The sequence below is a fragment of the Loktanella sp. 3ANDIMAR09 genome, assembly GCF_001420005.1.
GTDB lineage: Bacteria > Pseudomonadota > Alphaproteobacteria > Rhodobacterales > Rhodobacteraceae > Loktanella.
Map to the genome: position 1 here is coordinate 70,500 of NZ_LJAK01000013.1, position 22,709 is coordinate 93,208.

Annotated in this window: 24 protein-coding genes, 1 pseudogene and 1 other annotated feature; of the genes and pseudogenes, 12 read left to right on the plus strand and 13 right to left on the minus strand. The window is 60.7% G+C overall.

Annotated elements, in window-relative coordinates; translation table 11 throughout:
* Position 1: 1 nt before the first annotated feature.
* The 8 genes from AN189_RS15815 (at position 2) to AN189_RS19745 (ending at position 8,371) form a co-directional block, all read left to right on the plus strand.
* A complete protein-coding gene (locus tag AN189_RS15815; RefSeq protein WP_056038057.1) occupies positions 2–2,254 on the plus strand; it encodes a xanthine dehydrogenase family protein molybdopterin-binding subunit in 2,253 nt (750 codons plus the stop codon).
* Positions 2,251–2,889 carry a hypothetical protein gene (locus AN189_RS15820; protein ID WP_056038060.1) on the plus strand — a complete coding sequence of 213 codons (639 nt, stop codon included), beginning with the start codon at positions 2,251–2,253 and terminating at the stop codon, positions 2,887–2,889. Before AN189_RS15815 ends, AN189_RS15820 begins: the two co-directional genes overlap by 4 nt.
* An 85-nt stretch (positions 2,890–2,974) precedes the next feature.
* On the plus strand, positions 2,975–3,610 hold the full coding sequence (locus AN189_RS15825) for an isochorismatase family cysteine hydrolase (RefSeq protein ID WP_056038063.1): 636 nt from the start codon (positions 2,975–2,977) through the stop codon (positions 3,608–3,610).
* Entirely contained in the window at positions 3,607–4,143 is a 537-nt protein-coding gene (locus AN189_RS15830) for a hypothetical protein (protein WP_056038064.1), read from the plus strand. Before AN189_RS15825 ends, AN189_RS15830 begins: the two co-directional genes overlap by 4 nt.
* A gap of 113 nt (positions 4,144–4,256) precedes the next feature.
* Entirely contained in the window at positions 4,257–5,651 is a 1,395-nt protein-coding gene (locus AN189_RS15835) for an MATE family efflux transporter (RefSeq protein WP_056038067.1), read from the plus strand.
* Between the two features lie 520 nt (positions 5,652–6,171).
* Positions 6,172–6,924, plus strand: a complete 753-nt coding sequence (locus tag AN189_RS15840; RefSeq protein ID WP_367379452.1) for an MBL fold metallo-hydrolase — start codon at positions 6,172–6,174, stop codon at positions 6,922–6,924.
* Positions 6,921–7,865 carry an MBL fold metallo-hydrolase gene (locus AN189_RS15845; RefSeq protein WP_056038073.1) on the plus strand — a complete coding sequence of 315 codons (945 nt, stop codon included), beginning with the start codon at positions 6,921–6,923 and terminating at the stop codon, positions 7,863–7,865. The genes AN189_RS15840 and AN189_RS15845 overlap by 4 nt, the downstream gene beginning before the upstream one ends.
* Before the next feature lie 125 nt (positions 7,866–7,990).
* Complete coding sequence (locus AN189_RS19745) at positions 7,991–8,371, plus strand: rhodanese-like domain-containing protein (RefSeq protein WP_083484453.1); 381 nt, start codon at positions 7,991–7,993, stop codon at positions 8,369–8,371.
* On the opposite strand, the gene hemA is transcribed toward AN189_RS19745, so the two are convergent.
* From hemA to AN189_RS15910, 13 genes are all read right to left on the minus strand, one after another.
* The gene (gene hemA / locus AN189_RS15850; protein WP_056038076.1) at positions 8,270–9,487 is read right to left on the minus strand and encodes a 5-aminolevulinate synthase; all 1,218 of its coding nucleotides are present in this window, start codon (positions 9,485–9,487) and stop codon (positions 8,270–8,272) included. The two genes, AN189_RS19745 and hemA, sit on opposite strands and share 102 nt — an antisense overlap.
* The gene (locus AN189_RS15855; protein ID WP_172794929.1) at positions 9,487–9,924 is read right to left on the minus strand and encodes a DUF302 domain-containing protein; all 438 of its coding nucleotides are present in this window, start codon (positions 9,922–9,924) and stop codon (positions 9,487–9,489) included. The genes hemA and AN189_RS15855 overlap by 1 nt, the downstream gene beginning before the upstream one ends.
* Positions 9,925–9,982: 58 nt before the next feature.
* Entirely contained in the window at positions 9,983–11,251 is a 1,269-nt protein-coding gene (locus AN189_RS15860) for an NAD(P)/FAD-dependent oxidoreductase (RefSeq protein ID WP_056038077.1), read from the minus strand.
* A gap of 26 nt (positions 11,252–11,277) precedes the next feature.
* Positions 11,278–11,928, minus strand: coding sequence for a c-type cytochrome (locus AN189_RS15865; RefSeq protein ID WP_253279652.1), 651 nt, complete (start codon positions 11,926–11,928; stop codon positions 11,278–11,280).
* On the minus strand, positions 11,918–13,255 hold the full coding sequence (locus AN189_RS15870; protein WP_083484455.1) for a c-type cytochrome: 1,338 nt from the start codon (positions 13,253–13,255) through the stop codon (positions 11,918–11,920). Before AN189_RS15870 ends, AN189_RS15865 begins: the two co-directional genes overlap by 11 nt.
* On the minus strand, positions 13,239–14,510 hold the full coding sequence (gene soxC, locus AN189_RS15875) for a sulfite dehydrogenase (RefSeq protein ID WP_083484456.1): 1,272 nt from the start codon (positions 14,508–14,510) through the stop codon (positions 13,239–13,241). Before soxC ends, AN189_RS15870 begins: the two co-directional genes overlap by 17 nt.
* A 9-nt stretch (positions 14,511–14,519) precedes the next feature.
* Positions 14,520–16,214 (minus strand): thiosulfohydrolase SoxB, encoded by a 1,695-nt coding sequence (gene soxB, locus AN189_RS15880; RefSeq protein WP_056038083.1) that lies wholly within the window; start codon positions 16,212–16,214, stop codon positions 14,520–14,522.
* A gap of 82 nt (positions 16,215–16,296) precedes the next feature.
* Entirely contained in the window at positions 16,297–17,133 is an 837-nt protein-coding gene (soxA, locus tag AN189_RS15885; protein WP_056038086.1) for a sulfur oxidation c-type cytochrome SoxA, read from the minus strand.
* A 45-nt stretch (positions 17,134–17,178) separates the two neighbouring features.
* The gene (gene soxZ / locus AN189_RS15890) at positions 17,179–17,508 is read right to left on the minus strand and encodes a thiosulfate oxidation carrier complex protein SoxZ (RefSeq protein ID WP_056038089.1); all 330 of its coding nucleotides are present in this window, start codon (positions 17,506–17,508) and stop codon (positions 17,179–17,181) included.
* Positions 17,509–17,530: 22 nt separating this feature from the next.
* Positions 17,531–17,947, minus strand: coding sequence for a thiosulfate oxidation carrier protein SoxY (soxY, locus tag AN189_RS15895; protein ID WP_056038092.1), 417 nt, complete (start codon positions 17,945–17,947; stop codon positions 17,531–17,533).
* 34 nt (positions 17,948–17,981) lie between these two features.
* Positions 17,982–18,467, minus strand: a complete 486-nt coding sequence (soxX, locus tag AN189_RS15900; RefSeq protein ID WP_056038095.1) for a sulfur oxidation c-type cytochrome SoxX — start codon at positions 18,465–18,467, stop codon at positions 17,982–17,984.
* Between the two features lie 104 nt (positions 18,468–18,571).
* Positions 18,572–19,123: a thioredoxin family protein gene (locus AN189_RS15905; protein ID WP_083484457.1), complete on the minus strand. Its 552-nt coding sequence runs from the start codon at positions 19,121–19,123 to the stop codon at positions 18,572–18,574.
* A 15-nt stretch (positions 19,124–19,138) separates the two neighbouring features.
* Entirely contained in the window at positions 19,139–19,879 is a 741-nt protein-coding gene (locus AN189_RS15910) for a cytochrome c biogenesis CcdA family protein (protein ID WP_056038101.1), read from the minus strand.
* Positions 19,880–20,028: 149 nt separating this feature from the next.
* Here AN189_RS15910 and AN189_RS15915 point away from each other — a divergent pair, with 149 nt between their 5' ends.
* The 4 genes and pseudogenes from AN189_RS15915 (at position 20,029) to AN189_RS18895 (ending at position 22,628) form a co-directional block, all read left to right on the plus strand.
* Entirely contained in the window at positions 20,029–20,328 is a 300-nt protein-coding gene (locus AN189_RS15915) for a hypothetical protein (protein WP_367379453.1), read from the plus strand.
* Positions 20,325–20,669, plus strand: a complete 345-nt coding sequence (locus tag AN189_RS15920; protein ID WP_056038107.1) for a helix-turn-helix transcriptional regulator — start codon at positions 20,325–20,327, stop codon at positions 20,667–20,669. The genes AN189_RS15915 and AN189_RS15920 overlap by 4 nt, the downstream gene beginning before the upstream one ends.
* A gap of 33 nt (positions 20,670–20,702) precedes the next feature.
* Positions 20,703–21,755 carry a YeeE/YedE family protein gene (locus AN189_RS15925; protein ID WP_056038110.1) on the plus strand — a complete coding sequence of 351 codons (1,053 nt, stop codon included), beginning with the start codon at positions 20,703–20,705 and terminating at the stop codon, positions 21,753–21,755.
* Positions 21,756–21,867: 112 nt separating this feature from the next.
* Positions 21,868–22,628, plus strand: a pseudogene (locus AN189_RS18895) (IS3 family transposase).
* Positions 22,149–22,265, plus strand: a sequence feature (AL1L pseudoknot). It overlaps the preceding pseudogene by 117 nt.
* Positions 22,629–22,709 lie beyond the last annotated feature (81 nt).

Sequence of the window (22,709 nt, forward strand, 5' to 3'; positions counted from 1 at the left end):
GATGAGCCGTTTGGGAACATACACGCGACGCGGCTTCCTCGTCGCTTCGGCTGCGGTGGCGGGCGGCGTGGTTTTCGGGGTCCGCGCCTACAACGCAAGGCTGGAAAATCCCCTGACCGCAGGGCTTGCCCCCGGTGAGGCAGCGCTGACGCCTTACGTCAAGATCAACGGCGACGGCATCACGATCATAACCCCGCGCGCCGAGATGGGTCAGGGCATCCACACGACGCTGGCAGCGCTGGTGGCGGAGGAGCTGGACGTGGATCTGGACCAGATCGGGATCGAACACGGGCCGCCATCGTCGGCCTATTTCAACGGCGGCGTGGTCGAGGAAGGCTATCCCTTCCCCGCCACCGACAACGGGGCCATCGCAGAGTTTGCCCGCGCGCAACGCGACATTCCGGCGGTGTTCCTGAGCTACCAGATCACGGGCGGATCGACGTCGACCCATGACGCCTACGACAAGATGCGCCGCGCGGGGGCCGTGGCCCGCGAAACCCTCAAAGCTGCCGCTGCCGCCCGGACAGGTATCCCGGCCACGCAGTTGGCGACGCAAGCGGGTGCGGTCGTGCTGCCGGACGGCACCCACATTCCCTATACCGATCTGGCGGCAGAGGCCGCTGCCACCGACCTTGCCGATGCCCCCGCGCTGCGGCCCCGCAGCGCATGGCGCATCCTGGGCAAGTCGCAGGACCGGCTTGACGTCGTCGACAAATCGACGGGCCGCGCGGTCTATGCCAGCGACATCAGGCTTCCCGGTATGCGCTTTGGCGCGCTGCGGCGCAGCCCCCATCCGGGTGGCACGCTTGCGGGCTTCGATGCAAGCGATGCCCTTGCCATGCCGGGCGTCGATGCGGTGATTGATGTCGGGACCGGCGTCGTGGCCGTGGCACGGGACACTTGGACGGCGATGCGCGCGCTTGATGCCGTGACCTGCGACTGGGCACCGCCCGCCTATCCCGTGGACACCGCCGGACACTTTGACGCCATCGCTGCCGCGTTCAACCCGGATCAGCGCGACAGCCGCCAGCGCGATGACGGCGACGTGGAAACGGCGCTATCAGGTGGCACAGTCATCAGTGGGGAATACCGCGCCCCATACCTCGCACATGCCACGATGGAACCGATGAGCGCCGCCGCGCTGATGCAGGATGGCAAACTGCAAGTCTGGGCAGGCACGCAAGGCCCGACCGTGGCCCGGCGCGAAGCCGCCCTCGCGGCGGGCATCGCACAGGACGCGGTGACGATCACCACCACCCTTCTGGGCGGCGCGTTCGGGCGGCGCGGCGAAATGGACTTTGTCCAGATCGCGGCGCGGGTCGCGGTCCAGATGCAGGGCACGCCGGTCCTGCTGACCTATTCGCGCGAAGAAGACATGTCGCGCGGCCCCTATCGCCCCGCCGCGATCGGCCGGTTCCGTGCAACGGTCGCCGACGGCGTGCCGGTCGCCGTCGACATCGAAACCGCTTCGCCCTCAATCATGGCCGGCATCGACGCACGGGGCGGCTCTCCCGCGCCAATCCCCGGTTTCGTGTCGGATTTCACGCTGAACCAGGCGTTATGGGATCAGCCCTACGGGATCGAAAACTACCGTGTGAGCGGATACAAGACCACGCCGCTGCTGCCGGTCGGCTTCTGGCGCTCTGTCGGTGCGTCGCAGAACAGCTTTTTCCACGAATGCATGATGGACGAACTGGCCCTTGCCGCAGACCGCGACCCGGTCGAGATGCGCCTTGCGATCATGACCGACGCGCCAAGCCGCGCCGTGCTCGAGGCGGTGGCCGAGATGGCAGGCTGGGGGGCTGCGCCCGCAGCCGGGCGGGCGCGGGGCGTGGCCTTTGCGCTGGCCTTCGGCGTGCCGACGGCCCAGATCGTCGAAATCGAACAGACCGACGGCGGCATCATGGTGCGCGATGTCTGGGTCGCCGCCGATGTCGGCGTGGCGCTCGACCCGCGCAACCTCGATGCGCAGCTTATCTCGGGCGTGAACTATGGCCTCAGCGCCGCCATCGGTGAGGAGATCACCCTGACGGGTGCTGCGGTGGACCAGTCCAACTTCCACGACTACCCGGTGTTGCGGATGTATCAGTCCCCGCGGATTCACACCCGCATCCTCGAAAACCAGCGGCACATCCGCGGCATCGGCGAGCCGGGCACACCGGCCGCCGCGCCGGCACTCGCGAACGCAGTCTTCGCCCTGACCGGGCAACGCCTGCGAGAGCTTCCCCTTGGCAAGAAGGTCGCATTCGCATGACAAGCAGCATTCGCATCGCCGTCATCGCTGCGGCCTGTTTCGGTCTCGCGTCATTAACCTTTGCCGAAGGTGAGCATGCCCTTGATCTGTCCGCCCTGCCGGAGGCTGGCAGTATCGCGCCCGCAGAAGGACTGGCGGCCTGGGACAGCATCCATGCCGTCCTGTCCCACCCGCGCTGCCTGAATTGCCATGTGGGCGACGACAACGTGCCGCTGTGGGGCACGGTCGCGGCCCCCGACCGCATTCACGGCATGGCGATCAATGCCGGCGCCAGCCGGATCGGTGCCGAAGGCCTGTCCTGCAATGCTTGTCACCAGACCTCGACGCGGCCCAATACGGTGCCGCACGCACCGCCGCACACCGGCATGGATTGGCGGCTTGCCCCGGTCGCATTCCAGTGGACGGACCGCACGAGCGCCGAAATCTGCGCCCAACTGCGCGACCCCGACCGCAACGGCGGCCGCGACGCGGCCGGACTGATCGACCACATCCTGCACGATGCGGAGTTGATCGGTTTCATCACATGGAGCTTCGATCCCGGCGCAGGCCGCGATCCGGCACCCGGCAACATGCAGGCACATCTGGAGGATATGGCGATCTGGACGGCGGCAGGCATGCCGTGCCCGGAACCATGACGACCGCAGGTGCCACCCCGGACCATGCGCCGTCTTCCGATCTGGCGCAGCCTTCTTTCCTCAACCCACCTGAAAGGACGGACCAATGACCGCGACCACCTACCCCCAGGGCGCAACCGCGCTTTTGTGCATCGACCCCTACAATGACTTTCTCGCCGAAGGCGGCAAGATGTGGTCGGCTTTGAGCGAGGTCGCCACATCGGTCGGCCTTCATGACAACCTCGCCAGGATAAGGGCGACAGCGCGCGGGGCGGGCCTGCCGATCTTCATCCTGCCGCACCACCGGCACGAGGCCACGGATTTCGCGGGATGGGCGCACCTGACACCTTCGCAGGCCGCCGCACATGAATACCAGTTGTTTGCCGAAGGCAGTTGGGGCGGCGAATGGTATGACGGCTTCGGCCCGGATGAAGGCGACATCATCGTCAAGGAACACTGGGGGGCGTCCAGCTTTGCCAATACCGACCTTGACGTGCAACTGCGCCAGCGCGGGATCACGCATGTGATCTTCATCGGACTGATCGCCAATACCTGTGTGGAAACGTCGGCGCGTCAGGCCGCCGAACTTGGCTATCACGTGACACTGGTCCGCGATGCGACGGCGGCCATGTCGGCTGAGGCGATGCACGCCGCCCACGAGATCAACGGCCCGACCTATGCCCACGCCATCCTGACAACGGCGGAGGTAATGGCGCAACTTGGCACACAGGACGCGGCATGATCCTCGGGCATGCGGCGACGACGCTGGTCGCAAAGCGCGCGGCACCCGACATGCCTTGGTGGCTTCTCTTGGTCAGTGCCTTCCTGATCGACATCGCAATGTTCACTTTCGTCGGGCTCGGCATCGAAACGATGGAGCCGACGGGCGGAAGACCGAGCCTGTCAAACGCCATCGTCGACATGACGTTCAGCCACGATCTTGTCCCCCAGATCGGCTGGACGCTGCTGGCGGGGGCAATCGCCTTCGTGGTTTCGGGGCGGCGCCTGTTCGCGCTGATCGCCATGGCTTTGTCATTGGGCCACTGGCTGGGCGACCTCGTGGCGGGCTACGGTCATTTCGTGTTCGGCCCCGACAGTCATCCGATCGGGACGGACTGGTACCACCTGAACCTGGCCGCGGCACTGACATTCGAGGCTGCCCTCGGTGTCCTTTGCGTCTTTCTTTTCACGCGCGGTAAATCCTACTCGCCAAGCGCGCAGATAGGGCTCTACGGGCTTTTCGGGGTCTTGCCCTTTGCTTTCCTTGTCATCTGACTGCAACGCTTGCACCATTCAGCGCAGCATCGGCGGGTCTGACCGTATCACCCGCGAGGTCCGCCGTTCGCAACTTACCGGACCAGATCGCACGAAAAATGACCGGAGACCCCATGACCGAAGCCCGCGCCGTTTTCCTCGAGGGCAACCTCTTTCGCCACATCACGGTGATGGCGCTGACCTCGTCAGTGGGACTGATGGCGGTCTTCGCGGTCGACTTCATCGACATGGTCTTCATCGCGATGCTGGGGAATGCGGAACTGGCCGCGGCGGTCGGCTATGCGGGCGCGATCCTGTTTTTTACCACATCTTTCGGTATCGGCATGGCGATTGCGGCGGGCGCACTGGTGGCCCGGGCGCTGGGACAGGGCGACGGGGACCTGGCCCGCGCACAGGCCGCAGCAGCGCTTGTCTGGGGTGTCGTCTTTGGCAGCATCTTCGCGGCTGCCGTCTGGTTCAACCTTGTGCCGCTTGCGGCGCTCATGGGGGCCACGGGCGAGACTTTGGACCTTGCAGTGCGCTACCTGCAGATCATCGTGCCCAGCCTGCCCTTCCTGATCGTCGGGATGGTGGGTGGCGCAATCCTGCGCGCGCACGGCGACGCACGCCGCGCAATGATGGCGACGGTCTGGGGCGCGCTGGTCAACGCAATCCTCGACCCGATCCTGATCTTCGGACTGGGACTCGACCTCACGGGTGCGGCACTGGCCAGCGTGGCGGCGCGGCTGGTGATCGCGGGCACGGCGCTGATCCCGATTTTCCGCCACCACGGCGGGCTGGTGCGGCCAGGAGTGTCAGAAATGCGGGTCGCCTTCGTGCCCATCCTGACCATCGCCGGGCCCGCGATCCTGACCCAACTGGCCACACCGTTGGGACAGGCCGTCGTGACCCGCGCCATGGCCGGTTTCGGCGAGGCGGCGGTTGCGGGCATGGCCATTGTCAGCCGGATGACACCGGTGGCCTTCGGCGTCATCTTCGCCCTTTCGGGGGCCATCGGACCGGTCATCGGCCAGAACTTCGGCGCGGGGCGCATGGACCGGGTCCGGCAAGCATACCGCGACGGCCTGATCTTCTGCGGGCTGTTCACCGTGGCAATGACCGCGATCCTCTTTGTCCTGCGGGGGCCCATCATCGCGTTGTTCGGGGCCGAGGGGGTGACGCGCGACCTGATCGTGCTGTTCTGCGGTCCACTGGCGCTGGCGTTCTTCTTCAACGGCGTGATTTTCGTCGCCAACGCGGCCTTCAACAACATGGGCCATCCTTTCAGGTCTACCTGGATCAATTGGGGGCGGCATACGCTGGGAACCGTGCCGTTCGTTCTGGCGGGCGGCGCGATGTTCGGTGCGGCTGGGGTGCTGATCGGGCAAGCGGCGGGCGGCGTGATCTTTGCCGGCGTCGCCGCCGTGATGGTGCGGCGCATGATGAATGGTGATACCGGCGCGCCCGTTCAGGAGGGGCCATTCGACCGCCAGGCGCGGCTGATGAGCCTGATGCACCGTCGCCGCTGATCCGGCCTACAAGGCGTCGAACGGCCGATCTCTGCCGTGACAGCGTCCTGTTTGAACTCGTCCGTAAACCGTATTTCCTTACTCATATCCGTCTCTCCTTGGTTCCGAAATTACCAAGCAAAACGTCTACAAATCCAGGGGCACCTCACTCGGCAATTATGCTGGGGCGATCAACAAACACGAGCTTGATTGGCGATATCGGTAGGTGTTTTTGTTGAGGCGGCTTCAGAAATCTGTCTGAGAACGTCTCTCAATTTCGTGGATGGCCTCATTCCTTCACCCTCGCTCCATACTGGCACAGGATCATTGTCCGACAGAACAAATTCAAATAGCTTGATGTGAAGGGGAGGACATCATGAATATCACACGACGCAGCATCTTAAAGGCCGCCGCCTGCATGCCGATCTCGGCCTTAGCTTGGCCGAATTCAGCGATCGCACAGATTCAAATCGGTCAGGCAACTTTAACGACGGCAAGTGACGGACATCTGATCCTCCCGAGAGGTTTTGTCTTTGACGCGATGCCACAGGAAAATCTGGCAGAGGTGCTTTCGGATTTCAGCCTTGGTGCCGAGCAGCTGGAACCTGAGTGCAATCTGACCCTCTATCAAGACGGCACCAGAACGGTCCTGTTCGATGCGGGCTCCGGGCCCGATTTCATGCCGACCGCAGGAACGATCCAAAATAGCCTGTCAGCAATGGGGATCGCGCCAGAGGATATCACGCATCTGGTTTTCACCCATGCACACCCTGACCATATCTGGGGGACATTGGATGATTTTGGCGACCCACTCTTTGCCAATGCCTCACACATGATGGGTCGGGCGGAATGGGATTATTGGTGGGACCCGCAAACCGTGGATACCATCGGGACAGCGCGCCAGACCTTTGCCGTTGGTGCGAAAAACCGGATGTCCGTCTTGCAGGATCGGTTTGAGTTCTTTGAGGATGGTCAAGAAATCTTGCCGGGTATTCAGGCTGTCTCGAGTCCCGGTCATACACCGGGACACATGAGTTTCGAGATCCGTCAGGGCACGCAGGCCGTCCTCGTGACCGGCGATGCCATCGGCAATCATCATGTCGCATTTCGCAGGCCGATGTGGCCCAGCGGATCGGACCAGGATGCAAAACTGGCGATCGCGACCCGCCAGCGGCTGTTTGACCGGATTATGACAGACGATCTGGCCATCGCAGGATTTCATCTGCCAAATGGCGGCATGGGCCGGGTCGATGTCATAGGCGACGGTTACGAATTCGTGCAGGATCCGACATGAAACGGTTTTTCGCACTCGCGCTGATCGCGTCGCCGGCGTTTGCCAGCGAGGATATCGCAGACCAATATCCCGCATCGCCGCTGTATTCCAAACCGGTCGAGGTCATCCCGAACGTCTGGTCGGCAATCGGGGCCACCGCACCGCCCACCTACGACAACGCTGGCCACAACAATAACCTCAGCTTTGTTGTGACCGGCGATGGCGTGATCGTGGTGAATGGCGGCGCGTCTTATCAATTGGCAGAGGCGTTGCACGCCGAAATCCGCGTGGTCACAGACCAGCCTGTCAAGCTGGTGATCAACGAGAACGGTCAGGGCCATGCCATGCTGGGCAATGCCTATTGGGCGACGCAAGACGTGCCGATTCTCGCCCATGTTGACGCGGCCGCCCATTTTGAACGCGACGGCGCACAAACACTTCAGCAGCATCAGACGGTGCTGAAAGAGCGTGCAGACGGAACCGTCCTGACGCCACCGACAGAGACCTTTGACAACAACCGCACCATCGAGATGGGCGATATGACGATCGAGGTCCTGCACCTTGGTCCAGCGCACGGTCCAGGTGATACGCAGGTTTGGCTACCGGATCAGGGCCTTGTCATTGCTGGGGACATTGCTTTCCACGAACGCATGCTGCCGATCTTTGCCGATACGAATACGCGCGACTGGGTCGAAACCTGGGAAACCGCGTTCGAGCCGTTGGGGGCAACCTATGTCATCCCGGGCCACGGGCATCCCACAAACATGGATCAGGTCCGGCGATATACGCATGACTACCTTGTCTATCTGCGCGCCCGTATCGCGGAACATATCGACGCGGGCGGTGATCTGGCGGGTGCATACTATGTCGATCAGTCGCCTTACGTTGGACTGGATACGTTCGAGGAATTGGCAACCAAGAACGCTGGTCGGGTTTACGAACAGATGGAGTTTGAATTTTGAGGCGCATCGCGGCGTTGCTGGCTTGCGCCTGTCCCGTCTCGGTCGCTGCAGACGCGCTGCAAGAGGCACTGCAGGACTATTCGGAATTTGCCCCGTATGACGCCGGTATCATCTTGCCATAGCAGTTGACCAAAGACGTCTGGGCGGACGTTCATTTCATCGACGTGCGCCGGGCCGAGGATTTCGCGACCGCCACGATCCCCAGCGCAACCCACATTGAATGGCGCGACATTTTCGGACAGGCGGCCCGACTGGCGACGAATGAAAAAGTCGTGCTGTTCTGCAATACCGGTGCGCTGTCAGCACAGGCGGCTTTTGGGCTGCGGGCCTTGGGGCAGATAACGTGCTGGTGTCGCAGACAGGGTTTGATGGCTGGCAGCAGACAGCTGCATACCGACCATAGGTTATTGCGCGGCGACGCTGACCCGCGCCAGATTGCACTGTGTCCACAAATCCTCCAGCGCGTCCACAAGGCGGTCAATATCGCCCGGCGTGTGAACCGGTGACGGTGTGATCCGCAGACGCTCTGTGCCTTTTGGCACGGTCGGGTAATTGATCGGCTGGATATAGATTCCGTGGTCGTGCATCAGCAGATCGCTGATGTATTTGCACTTGTTCGCATCACCGACCATGACCGGGATGATATGGCTGGGGTTGTCGATATGCGGCAGACCAATCGCGTCCAACCGTGCCCGCACCTCGGCGACATTGGCCTGATGCCGGGCACGTTCCACACCACTGACCTTGAGGTGTTTGATGGACGCCGTGGCGCCCGCCGCGACGGCAGGTGGCAGGGCTGTCGTAAAGATAAAGCCGCTGGCAAAGGACCGGACGAAATCACATAGTTCTGCACTGGCGGCGATATAGCCGCCCATCACGCCGAATGCCTTGCCCAAGGTGCCTTCGATCACCGTGATCCGGTCCATCAGACCTTCACGTTCGGCCACACCGCCGCCGCGTGGACCATAAAGCCCGACGCCATGCACCTCATCCAGATAGGTCATGGCACCATAGCGGTCGGCAAGGTCACAGATGTCGGCGATGGGTGCGATGTCGCCGTCCATCGAATAGACGGATTCAAAGGCAATCAGCTTTGGCGTGTCCGCCGGAAGTGCTGCGAGTTTCTGTTCCAGATCAGCGACATCATTGTGCTTCCAGATCATCTTGGCCGCGCCGGAATGACGAATGCCCTCGATCATCGACGCATGGTTCAGCGCATCCGATAGCACCACGCAGCCGGGAATGCGCGCGGCAAGGGTGCCAAGGGCCGCCCAATTTGACACATAACCAGACGTGAACAGCAACGCGTCCGCCTTGCCGTGCAGATCGGCAAGCTCGGCCTCCAGCGCCACATGGGCGTGGGTGGTGCCCGAAATATTGCGCGTGCCCCCTGCCCCTGCGCCGGTGCTATCAAGGGTGTCATGCATGGCGGCAAGCACCTTGGGGTGCTGCCCCATGCCAAGGTAGTCATTGGAACACCAGATGGTCACCTGCTCCGGGCCGGTATGACAGCGTGCTTGCGGGAAATTGCCCCGCTGACGTTCCAGTTCGGCAAACGTGCGATAGTTGCCCTGATCGCGCAGACGGTCGAGTTCGGATCGAAAGTAGCCGTCGTAATCCATCAGAAAGCCGTCGCCTCGGTCACGATCTCGGACAAAAGGGTCTGCACCGCCTGCATCGGACCCTCGGGATAGCTGCGGTGCCCGATGGTCACGTCACCGCCCTGATCCGCGACAAAGATGCCGTAGGGACAATGGACGATATTCATCGGGTCCGCTTCCATCACCTGACGACTGACCACGGCAGAGCAAAAGACAAAGATCTCGGCCGCGTCAAAGATCATCGTGTCGCTGCCAACGTCACCACCGGTGCGGTTCAGCATCTCACCCACATGACTGACGTAGTCGATTACAAGACCCTTGTTCACGATGGCATTTTCAACGGCAAATGTGGCGTCGTCGAAACTGCCGTCGAAAGGCGTCGTCACGACCTCTTGCGCTGTTGCGACGCTCGCCAACGGCAAAGCCGCCGCGACCGATAATATTTTCAGGATACGCATGATGTATCTTCCGTTTTAAGCGGATGCCCCGGCCCATGATTGGGCCGAGGCAGATCAGTCAGGCTTGGCCGAACATGTCTTCGGTGATGGCCTGATACCAGCCAACGGATTCGTCATAGGTTTCTTCGCGCACCTCTGCCGTCTCATTCGTCTGACTGACAAAGGTGTCGAGTGCGACGATTTCCGTCTCACCTGCCTCGTAGGTCGCGCCGACCTTGACGCCATCGTCGGTATCGATCAGCGACCAACAGGTGTTCGAGAAGCGCGCCGGGAACACGGTCGACCCCGTCAGGGCACCGCGCACCGCATTGGCACAGACCTTGGCCTGGCTGTTGGCGGCAAAGCCCGATTTCGGCATGGCACCCTGTGCGGCCGCGTCGCCCAGAACGTGAATGTTTTCGTCCATGGTCGACGACAGATCCGTCGGGTTGACCGGTGCCCAGTTCCCCTCTGTCAGGCCCGCAGCTTCTGCGATCAGACCTGCTTTTTGGGCGGGGATGACGTTGCAGACATCGACTTTTTGCACATCGCCGTCGATATCGACCGTCATTTCATCGGGGTTGACGCTGACGTTGCCGCCACCGAAATCAGGCCCGATCCGTTCGATCATGCCGGGGTAATGCTTTTGCCAACCTTCGACAAACAGCGCCTGCTTGGAAAACCCTTCCTTGGGATCAAGGATCAGGATCTTGGCTGTCGGGTTTTCCGCTTTCAGCTTGTGCGCCACCATCGACACCCGTTCATACGGGCCCGGCGGACAGCGATACGGGTTCGGCGGGGCGATCATGGCAAACGTCCCGCCCTGCGGCATCGCTTCGACCTGGGCCTTGAGCAATTCGGTCTGGCTGCCGCCCTTGTAGGCGTGCGGCATGGCATTCTGGGACGCGACCGACCAGCCAGGAACGGCGTCGTCGATAAAGTCGATGCCGGGCGACAGGATCAAACGGTCGTAGGGCAACGATCCACCTGACGCGAGCGCCACCGTCTTGGCATCGCGGTCCACACCGATCACCCAATCATGGACGACATTGATACCGAATGCAGAGGCCAGCGTGCCGTAGCTGTGTGCGATGCTTTGCAGATCGCGGAGCCCGCCGATGTAGAGGTTCGAGAAAAAGCACGTGTAGTAGGTCCGCGAAGGTTCGATCAGCGTGACGTCAATGGCGCCATCACTGTCCTTGGCGATATAGCGCGCGGCGGTTGCACCGCCTGCGCCGCCGCCGACCACGACGACCCGCGGTTTGCCTTGTGCGCGCACCATGGGGGCTGCCAGGGCCCCTGCCGCCGCGATGGATGAGCCCAGAAACAGGCGTCTGTTAAGTGTCATCTCTCTCTCCCTTTGGTATGCATTGGTTACTCAGCATTCTCGAAATAGGCGGCCAAGGCAGCGATCTCTTCGTTCGAGAGGCGACTGGCCATCATGGTCATGACGGGATGGGTAATGGCCCCTTGCTTGTAGGCCTGCATGACGGTGACAAAGGCGTCACGCGAACGTCCCGTGATCGCAGGTATGCCCTCCCCCGCGTCACGCGCGTGGCACGCGGTGCAATCACCCGACAGATATTCGCCGTAGGCCGGATCACCCTTTAGCGCGAGTATTTCGGCGTCGACGGCAAACCCGACATTTGCGGACTGGCTTGTCAGAAAAGCGATCAACGTCGCCCGTTCCTGCGGATCCGCCATCCCGCCATATCCCATGGATGTGCGCGGGACTGTGCCGGACGGATCGGTCAAAAACGCATCGAGCGTTTCCGTGGTCCAGACCAACCCGTCCGCGCCCGCAGCGTCCATCGCAGGCGAATAGAGGTAGCCATCCAGCCCCGCCGCCTGCCGCCCGATCAAATCGTTCAGATGTGGGCCCACGAGATTGTCCGCGTCGGGTCCCAACTGGTGGCAGGCAATGCATTGCTGATACAGCCCCTCGCCATCCGATTCCTGGGCCAGGACGGGTTCGGCCAGCAATGAACCAGCCAGAACCGTAAGTGGGATCGCCTTATTCGGCACTCGCATCCTCCAAATACGCAATGACAGCATCGATATCCGCGGGATCCTGAATGCCGCGATAGCTCATCTTGGTACCGGGCATCGCCTCGCGCGGGTTGGCAAGGAACGCCGTCAGGGCCTCCATCGTCCAGACCTCTCCTGCCGTATGCGCCTCGTCAAAGATGCGCGAATAGCGGAAGCCTTCGACGCTGCCGATCGGCCGGTCGAGGATGTTGTTGAGCTGCGGCCCGGACTTGTTTGCGGCCCCGTCGCCGACGGCATGACAGGCCTTGCAGGCGCGGAAAACACCCTCACCCGCCGCGATCAGTTCGGGATCGGCGGCGGCCACGACAGCCGCGTCCTCTACGGCGGTCTCTTGGGCCATGCCGGCATCGGCGACCTGCGCTGGCATGTCATCATTTGCCCCTGCAGTCCCGTCGGCCATCCCGGCCTCTGTCACGTCGCCATCGGACAGCGCGATCTCCGCCGCCGCTTCAGCGACCGCTTCGGTCGGCTCTGCTTCATCGCTGTCCGGGGTGACATCCAGCACCGCGGCACGCATCACGATTTCGACGCTGTCCTTGCAGTTTTCCATGCAGACGTCGCCGGAAAAGACCGCCAGTTCCGTTTCGGGCCGATCATCGGGCATGAACCCACCGGCATTTGGCATCTCGACATCGAGAAACGTTTCGTTCGAGAGTTCAAAGTCATCTTCGACGATGTTGTTGAGATACAGAAGGTAGGCCGTGATCGCGTAGATTTCGTCGGGTTCAAGTGACTGCGCGTTGCCAAACGGCATGGCGCGGTTGATGTAGTCGTAGACCGTCGACAGATAAGGCCAATATGACCCGATCGTTTTGACGGGGTCCTCGCGCTCGAGGGTGTTCCAGCCGCCTGCCAGCACCGGCCAACGGCCAACGGCTTCACCGAAATCACCGTGGCACATCGCGCAGTTTTCGACATAGACTTCTTCGCCAGTCCAGACATCGCCGGACCCGACGGGCAGCCCCTGCCCATCGGGACGGATGTCGATGTCCCACGCCGCTACTTCCGCCTCGAGTGCCGGGCGGCCCAGACCAAATCTCGTTCCCGCTGCGGGCGTGGATGCAGCCATTTCCTCGGCACTCGCCATCTGAACGGATGCGTCATTCGTGGCAGGGGCCTGCGCCGTTGCCTCATCAGCGGGGGCTTCGGTCGTTGTCTGCGCCTGCGCCGTGCCGATCGCAAAGGTGTCACGGACCGGGGCCGGCATATCGATGACCAACTGGTCGGCCAACACATAGGCCATTGTCAGCATCCCGGCGGTCCCGCCCAGCGCGGGTGCCAATATTTTAAGATACTTCGACATTTTCGGCGCTCCCGTCTTCGGCGACATACCAGGTCTGGATGCCATTATTGTGGTAGATTGAATTTTCGCCGCGCACTTCGCGCAGCATGTCCTTGGTCGGCTGCACGTAGCCGGTGCTGTCGTGCGCGCGGCTTTGCAACAGCAGCGGTGAGCCGTCCCAATCGAATTCATAGTAGAAACGGTGCATGGATTTATCCATCGACGGGCCAGACATGCGGGCCTGATGCCAGGTCATGCCGCCATCAATAGTCACGTCCACGCGTGGGATCGTGCCGCGACCGGACCAGGCCACACCAGTCAGGACAGTTGGTCCGGGGCCGTGCGTGATCGGGGCCTGCGGGCTGGGGTTGGTGATGACCGATTTTGCGTCCATCTCCCAGGTAAACCGGCGGGCCTGACCGTTTTCCAACAAGTCGGTGTATTTGCTGGTCTCTTCGCGGTGATGCCAAGGCTGATCGCCGACCTCGATCCGGCGGAGCCATTTGACCCACATGTTGCCTTCCCAACCGGGCACAACCAGTCGCACCGGATAGCCCTGTTCGGGACGCAGTGCTTCGCCGTTCATCTTGAACGCGACAAGGCAATCATCCATCGCTTTTTCCATCGGGATCGACCGGGTCATGCCCGACGCATCAGCGCCTTCTGGCAAGATCCATGTCCCCGCCGTCTTGACCCCGGCCTCTTCGAGGATCAGGCGCAGCGGCACGCCCGTATACATGACATTGTGGATCATGCCGTGGGTATACTGGCAGCCGTTCAGCTGTGCGCCCGCCCATTCCATCCCTGAGTTCGCGGCACATTCGAGAAAGTAGACGTGGTTTTCACGGGGAAACCGCATCAGGTCTTCCATGGTGAAGACAATCGGGTTGTCGACCAGACCGTTGATCATCAGGCGATGTTCGGCTGGATCGACCTCTGCGATACCTGCGTGGTGACGTTCAAAGCACAATCCATTGGGCGTGATGATCCCGTCCAGTTCGTGCAGAGGGGTAAAGTTCACCGAAGACACAGGATCAGCCGTCAGCCACGGCACGTCGCGACGCACGACGTCGGCTTCGAACTTTGACGGCATCCCATAGGGGCGCGCGTCCACACCGTCGCCCAGATACTGGTTCCACGGCTGTTTGTTGACGATCGCCGGATCGGCGTCCTGCGCGAAAGCGCGGCTTCCGGCGGCGGCGGCCAATGGTGCGGCAGCGGCGGCTTTTAGAAAATTTCGGCGGTTTGGCTTGGTGCCTTTGACTTGAATGACCATTCTGCCCTCCTATTCAGCAACGACGGCGATTGTTGTATTTTCAGGGGCTGTAACGGTGCCCTGATTGCGAATGTGCGCCTCTACGACATCCCAGATGGGGGGGCCTTCGGTGCCTTCGTTGACACTGGCCCAGCCTGCGACCGTGTAGGACTTGTCTGCCGCGATCAGCTCTCCGGTTTTCAGCAGCGTCATCTCGGTGATCCGGCTGCCCTGTGGCTGGTTGATATCGATGCGGTAGCCCAGGCCACCCACGCGGACCATGTCACCGCCCTGCTGGTAATAGGGGTCCGGATTGAACAGGTTGTCGGCGACGTCCTCGAGGATCAGATGCAGCGTCTCGCCTGTCATCTCAGAGCGATAGGCGTTCGGATAGCTCATGGCGGTGGCGTTAAAGACATCCTCGCGGGTGATGTCCTGACCCGGCATGACACTGGCCCCCCAGCGGAAACCCGGCGACAGGGCGATATCCGCCTCGCGCTCTGAAATAAGCGCCTCGCAGATCAGGTCATCCCAAGTCCCGTTGAAGTTGCCACGGCGATACAAGAGGTCTTCGGTCTGGCCCAGAACCTCTGCCATTTCGTCCTTGAACGGTGCGCGGGTTTCCTCGACCAAAGCTGCCATTTCAGGATCAGGCGCGATCACGTCGGAAAAGATCGGGATCAGGCGGTGTTCTATCCCTTGCATCCCTCCGTCGCGGATATCCAGATCGACGCGGCTGACGAATTTGCCGTGTGATCCACTGGCAATCAGGAACGTGTCGTTGACCTGCACCGGTTCGGGAATGGCGTCGTGCGTGTGGCCCGTCAGGATCACGTCGATCCCCGTGACATTCTGTGCGACCTTGCGGTCCACATCGAAACCATTGTGCGACAACAGGACAACGCATTCCGCACCCGCTGCGCGTGCCTCGTCCACCACCTGCTGGATACGCTCTTGGCGCACACCAAAGGACAGATCGGGAAACATGTAACTGGGGTTCGCAATGGGCAGGTAGGGAAACGCCTGACCGATGACCGCAACTTTGGTTCCGCCGCGTTCAAACATCTTTGTGCTCTCGTAGGCCGGTTCGTCCCACATCGCGTCAAAGATGTTCGCCCCAAGAAAGGCGCCGTTCAGTTCGTTCTCGATAATGTCCGTTACGCGGTCAATTCCCAGCGTGAATTCCCAGTGCGACGTCATCGCATCGGTTCCCAGCGCGTTGAACAGACGCACCATGTCTGCGCCGTTCGTGCGCAGCGCAGGCAATGATCCCTGCCATGTGTCGCCACCGTCCAACACGATGGCATCATCGCGGTCGCCCTTGATGTGCTTTACCACTGTTGCGATGCGGTCAAGGCCGCCCATTTTGCCATAGGTCTGGCCCAGCGCCACGAAATCATCGTAGGTGAGCGCATAATCCAGCGGACTGCCCTGCGTGATCCCGAACATATCGCGAAACGCAGCGCCGGTGACGTGCGGCGGCTTGCCTCGGGCGTCACCCACACCAAGGTTGATTTCCGGCTCGCGGAACCAGATCGGCTGCGTTTGCGCATGAATGTCGGTGATGTGGATCAGCGTGACGTTGCCGGTGGTGGGCTGGTCCAACAGGTCTGACTGGCTCAGCCGTTGCTGTGCGGCCAGACGTCCCCAATTGCCAAATCCACTTGCACCCACCAGGGCAGCGGCGGACAGGCTGGCCTGCAAAAAATGGCGTTTGGAGATCATCCGAGCCTCTTACATTCAAGAAATTGCATATCATTTTCGACAAAAAGGCCCGCCGTGCATGCTGCAAGACGGGCCTTTCAGGTCAATTTCGGACAGACGGGCCTTCGACGCCAAGTCCGTTTCCGCGCGACGCAACATAAAGTTCCAGTGCGACGAATTCAGCGCTACCGGGGCTGAAAGTCTCGGCGCGGGTATCCCGCACGCAGCCCTTGAACCGGTCCTGGACCGTGTTCAGCTTCGCATTCTTCAGCCGGTAGGTTGGAAAGCCGTTTGTCTGGCCTTGGGACAGATGGTCCGCACGGATGTTGTTGCCGTAGTTATCTTCGTGGCAATTGGCGCAAGACAGCTCCAACTGACCATAACGGGTGTAATAGATCTCTTCACCCATTGCCCATGTGTCGGCAACCGGGCCGTCGATGGCGACGTTGACAGGCAATCCGCGCGACACCGACGCCAACAAAGCTTCCATGTTGGCCATCTTGCCAGAGGTGTAGCCCCATGGCTCTGCCTGCATCCGCGTCTCGCGGCAGTCATTGACCTGCATGGCCAGCGTGCGGACCTCGCCCGCCTCTTCGTTCCACTTTGGATAGACCGGACGGACCCCCGCCATGCTTTCGGGATCGTTATGGCAGGACTGACAGGATTCACCTGCAGCACCTTCCACGGACGCCCATGTTTCACGGGCGTCATCGACAAAGATCATACCGGGATTGTCGAAATCATCCGTTTGAAGTGCCTGGGTTTCATCTGACCGGAACAACCAGCCAGACAAAACTTCGGGCAAGTTGACATGGTCAGGCGCTGGGGCCCGAACGGCAATTTCCAGATCGCCGTTCACAACCAGATCGGCATCTTCATCTGCGAGCGCCGATGTCACCGAAACCGCCCCGATCAAAGCTGCAAGTGCGTAGGTTTTCATGCGGATGTCCCTCCCTTGACCTCCCATGTCGCTGAACCATTTGGGTCAGGCGACGGTGACTTCCTTGGCGTCTTCGTAGACGGAACCGTCGTCGTCGTACCAAGTGAAGTTGAACGTGCCGCTTTCGGGTACAGTCGCCCGGAATTCGAAAAACGGATTTGTCGAAATCGCAGGGGCCAGTGCGACGTCAATGACGTTCTCGCCGTTAAAATCGACGACAAAGCGATTGATGATCGAACGCGGGATGACGTTGCCGTCGGAATCCTTGCGCTGGCCGCTTTCCATCACGTGACTGATCAGCGTCTTGATGGTGATTTCCTCGCCGGCGGTTGCCGAGCTGGGGACGCGGACGCGGGGTGTTACGTTTTCTGCCATGTTATGTTCCTCTATCCCTGCCTCAGCCGCCGCAGCCGCCGATGGTGACTTTTACTTCCTGACGGGCCTCGACAAAGCTGCCGTCAGCCAATTTCGCCACTGCGACGACATCCTGTGTGCCAGCCAGGCGAATACGCGTAGATGCCATCTGAGCCGCGGCAAGCGGTCCGAACATAAAGGTCGCAACATCAGGCGTCGGGTTTCCTGCCGCGTATACGCGGATCTCGGTGGCACCTGGCGCGGACACTTCGATTGGAACGGTGTTGCCGTTTTCCGCGATTTCCGGTGCGGTCAGCGTAATGCCCTCGCCACCCGGCGTGGTCCCGCCCGTGAATTCCGCAATCGCGTCTTCCGTCGTAGCGGCGGCACGCATGGGTAGCATCGCAACAAATGCGGTGCCCATGGCGGCCAAAATGGTGTCTCGTCTCGTCAGTTTCATATTTCTCTCCCTCGCGGACTGGCTAAGGCCGCGCTTAGTTGGATTCGTTCAAAGTCATGAGATAGGCGACGACATCTTCGACTTCTTGCGCCGTCAGGATCGGTGCCAGCGGTTCCGATCCCGCCTTGCCGGTGTAGTCGTCACCCGGGCGGATGTAGCCTTCGGTCTTGTAGAATGCCGGCATCATCGTGCCCGGGAAAGCCATCTTGGCGTTCGCGACGATCCCGCGCAGGTCATCTTCGGTCCAACGATCAGCCACCCCGTCAAGGGATGGGCCGACTTCACCGTGGAACGGGAATTCCTCGAGCGCAGTCACCTGATGACAGGCAATGCAGTTCCCCTTGCCGCGGTTGGTCATCACCATCACGCCGTTTGCCTGATCGCCGGGTGCACCGGTCAAGGATGTCGCCACCTCACCGTATTCACCATAGGCCACAGCGGTCGGCACAATCGTTTCGGCGCAGACTGCCGTCGCCAGACACCCCGCGGTCACAGCCGCAAATATCTTTGAATAGCTCATGGCACCTCCCAACGCCGCTTGCTCCCTTATGCATACCGTAGCGCACAATTGTCGCACCTCGCAACAACGTATTCATATTTTTGATTATGTTGCAGTGCAGCATTTCAGTTGCCCAAACGGGCAGCCCCAAAGTCGCTGAGGCTCAGACCTTCAGCGGCAGCATCGCTCTGCGCCCAAAGCAGCAGGCTCAACGTATCATCAACATCCAGCGCGCCTGGAATGACGGTCAGTGCTGCTTGCGGCGCGGTCACATCAGGCGTTTCTGCAGCTGCAAAAACCATGATCGTGGGCGTAAATCGATAACCCCATTCCTTAACCATATCAGCTTCGGTCCGCGTCACGCCGTCAAAATCGGTGACTTCGGTGCCCCCAAACATGTCGATCTGAACCGCAAAATAGTCATCCATGAGAATCGCATTCACCTCTGGGTCGGTGAAAACCTCCTCGTGCATCCGCTTGCAGTAGATGCAGCCGCGCTGCTCGATCAGCACGATCAGGTTGCGACCGTCCCCGCGCGCCTCTTCGAAATCCTCGGTCAGATCCTTGAAAGTTGTCCGCAGAAAAGGCGCGTCATGCAGTCCGTCGTCACCGACCTCGGCAAGGACGGGCATGGCCATGGCAATTATCGAAAGAAAGGGCATCAAAACACGAAACATGGTCGTCTCCTTTGGTTAACCCACCGTCTGGAACCACGGCACGTGCTCCAGCATCCATTGGGCAATGGCATTGACGGAATTGGTGGCGATCAGCAGGCCAAACACGATCAAGAGCAGGCCCATGACCTTTTCCATGACACCCAGATGCCTGCGAAAACGGGACACGAACCGCATGAATGGACCGATGAAAAAGGCAGCGACGATGAACGGCAGGGTCATGCCCGCGCCATAGACAAACAAGAGCCAGACACCGTTCCACACCGTATCCTGACCGGCTGCGGTAAAAAGAATGGCTGTCAGAACGGGTCCCACGCAAGGCGTCCAACCAAAGGCAAACGCCAGCCCGATGACGTAGGCTCCCGCAAATGTTGCGGCCTGCGTCTGCCCCACATCGGCGCGCAGTTGACGATAAAGGATCGGTATTCTGATCACGCCCAGAAAGTGCAGGCCCATGGCGATGATAAGGGCTGCGGCTACCCAGCGCAGCACATCGAACCAGTCCCTGACCAACTGGCCAAAGAGCGTCGCGCTCGCCCCGAGCCCCATGAAAACGGTGATGACCCCAAGTGCGAAGAAACAGGCCGATATCACGGCCCGCTGCCGCACGGCTGGCGTGATCTGCGCATCGGCGCTGATCTGGTTCATCCCGACGCCGGCCAGATAGCTAAGGTAAAAGGGCACGATCGGCAGGATACAAGGCGACAGGAACGATAGCAGTCCAGCCAGCAGAGCGCCTATAAAGGTCACGTCAAACACGCTTCGCTCCACTTTCCTTGTCACATTCAATAATAAGATTATGTTTACACTCATCGTTGCGTCAATCGGAGTTATCCATGCGCTTGTCGTTCGTAGCCGCAGCCTTGTGCCTGCTCCCCGCTTTCTCGTGGGCAGAGGTGCGTTTGATCATGGCCGAAGAACGCGGCTGCATTTACTGCGCCCGCTGGAATGCGGAAATCGCCGACATTTACCCAAAGACGCCAGAAGGCCGTACAGCGCCGCTTCTGCGATATGATATCCAGCGCGACGTTGCGCCCATTGAGCTTGCGTCACGCGTCGTGTTCACCCCAACCTTTGTTCTGGTAAAGGACGGGATGGAAATCGATCGCCTTGAAGGCTATCCGGGTGAGGATTTTTTTTGGGGCATATTAGGTATGATGCTGAACAGGGCTGACATACCTCTCAAGGCCGAGGACGATACGCGATGACCCAGACGACTCTCCCGGTCTTTGATGAGACAACCACCACCGAAGACATGGACCGCATGGTCCGCAACGCCGAGCGGGCCTGCAATTTTCTGAAATCAATCGCCCACGAGGGGCGGATGATGATCCTGTGCCACCTTGCGACAGGCGAAAAGTCGGTCACCGAGCTCGAGGATCTGCTGTCCGCACGCCAGGCTGCGGTATCACAACAGTTGGGTCGGCTCCGGATGGAAGGTCTCGTGCAGCCGCGGCGCGATGGCAAGACAATTTACTATAGTCTGACCGACGACCGACCCAAAAAAATCATGGAAGTTGTATACGATCTGTTTTGTAATGATGACTGATCGCCCCTGATCGGGGAGGATCGGGAGGACACAATGATCGACACACTGGGAGAAGCGAACGCGGCTGCGGTTGTGGGTTTGCTGGGCGGACTGGTCCTTGGCCTGGCGGCACGCATCGGGCGTTTCTGCACGTTGGGAGCCATCGAAGACTATCTGTATTCATCTGACGACCGTCGATTGCGCATGTGGGGCCTGGCCATCGGGACCGCCATCATCGGCGCGCATCTGGCCATGGCAAATGGCAGCCTGATCGGGACGGACACGGCTTACCTTGGGCAGGCCTGGAATCCGATCGCCACGATCCTGGGCGGTCTGATGTTCGGCTACGGCATGGCGCTGAGTGGTAACTGCGGCTATGGCGCATTGGCCCGGCTTGGTGGTGGTGACATGCGCTCGTTTGTCATCGTGGTCGTGATGGGGCTGTCCGCCTATTTCGTGATGTCCGGCCCCCTCGCAACCGCACGCCTGTGGATGTTTCCGATCAACCCGGCGGGCACAGCACCACAAGGCATTAGTCAATTACTGGAACCCACGGGGATCGGGCTGGCGACATCCGGCGTTCTGATCGGGGCCGCGATCCTCGTCCTTTCACTCTTGAGCCGCGCAATGCTGCGATCTCCGTCGCAGATCATCTGGGGTATTGTCGTTGGGCTGGCCATCGTATCCGGCTGGCTCGGCACCGCCTGGATCGCGCGGACAGGATTTGCAGCGACCTCGCTGCAGACCCATACTTTTGCCGCACCTATCGGGGAAACCCTGCTATGGGGCATGACCGCTTCGGGGACAGCGCTTTCATTCAGCGTCGGGTCCGTCGCTGGCGTGTTGCTCGGCGCATGCCTTGGCAGCTTTTCAAAGGGCCATTTTCGCTGGGAAGCTTGCGAAGACCCCCGCGAATTACGCCGCCAGATTTTTGGTGCGGCCCTGATGGGTCCCGGTGCCGTGCTTGCGGTTGGATGTAGTATTGGTCAGGGCATTTCTGCTTTTTCGCTTCTCGCATTCAGCGCCCCGGTGGCATTTGTCGCGATATTTGCCGGAGCGGCGATCGGCCTAAACCAACTTATCGTCGGCTTCGCGACAATTGACTGATCCAGTTGCGACTAGGGAAGATGATATCTCATCAGTAGCCATTCATCTTCAGCTCCCATTGAACTGCGCCGGGTTTGCCGGCGGCTCCAAGTCATGAGTAGGATGGAGCATGATGACAAAGACAACGAACAAGTATTCACCAGAAGTGCGCGAGCGCGCCGTGCGGATGGTAATGGATGGCACCGGGCAGCATGGAAGCCGTTGGGCGGCGGTTGTGTTGATCTCATCGCAGATAGGTTGCGCGCCGCAAACGCTGAATGAATGGGTCAAGAAGGTTGAGGTTGATACGGGCCTGCGCGGCGGTATCACCACGGAACAGGCCGAGAAGATGAAGGCTCTGGAACGCGAAGCGCGCGAACTGAAGCAGGCCAACGAGATCCTTTGCAAGGCGTCCGCATATTTTGCCCAGGCGGGGCTCGACCGCCCATTCAAACGATGATCCGGTTCATAGAAGATCACCGCGCGGATCATGGGGTCGAGCCAATCTGCCCCGTCCTGCCGATTGCCCCAGCCACGTTTTATGACCATCTGGCCAAGCGCGCTGCCCCGCCACGCCTTTCGGATCGCGCCAAGCGTGACGAAGACCTCAAGCTTGAGATCGAGCGTGTCTTTGAGGAAAGCCTCAGCGTCTATGGTGTTCGCAAGGTGTGGCATCAGATGCGCCGGGAAGGACTTGATATCGCGCGCTGCACTGTCGCACGGTTGATGAAGGATTTGGGCCTTGAGGGGGTTGAGGCCGTTGAATACGCCAATCTCGAATGGGTGGATTGGTTCAACAACCGCCGCCTGCTGGAGCCGATCGGGAACATCCCACCGGCAGAGGCCGAGGCAAACTTCTACGCAGCTCTAGAAAGATCAGACATGGCTGCGTAACTAGGACAAATCAGCCTCCGGCATACCCGGCGCGGTTCACAGCCTTGCCCGCAACGCTTACTCTTCCACGGCAGTAGCGTT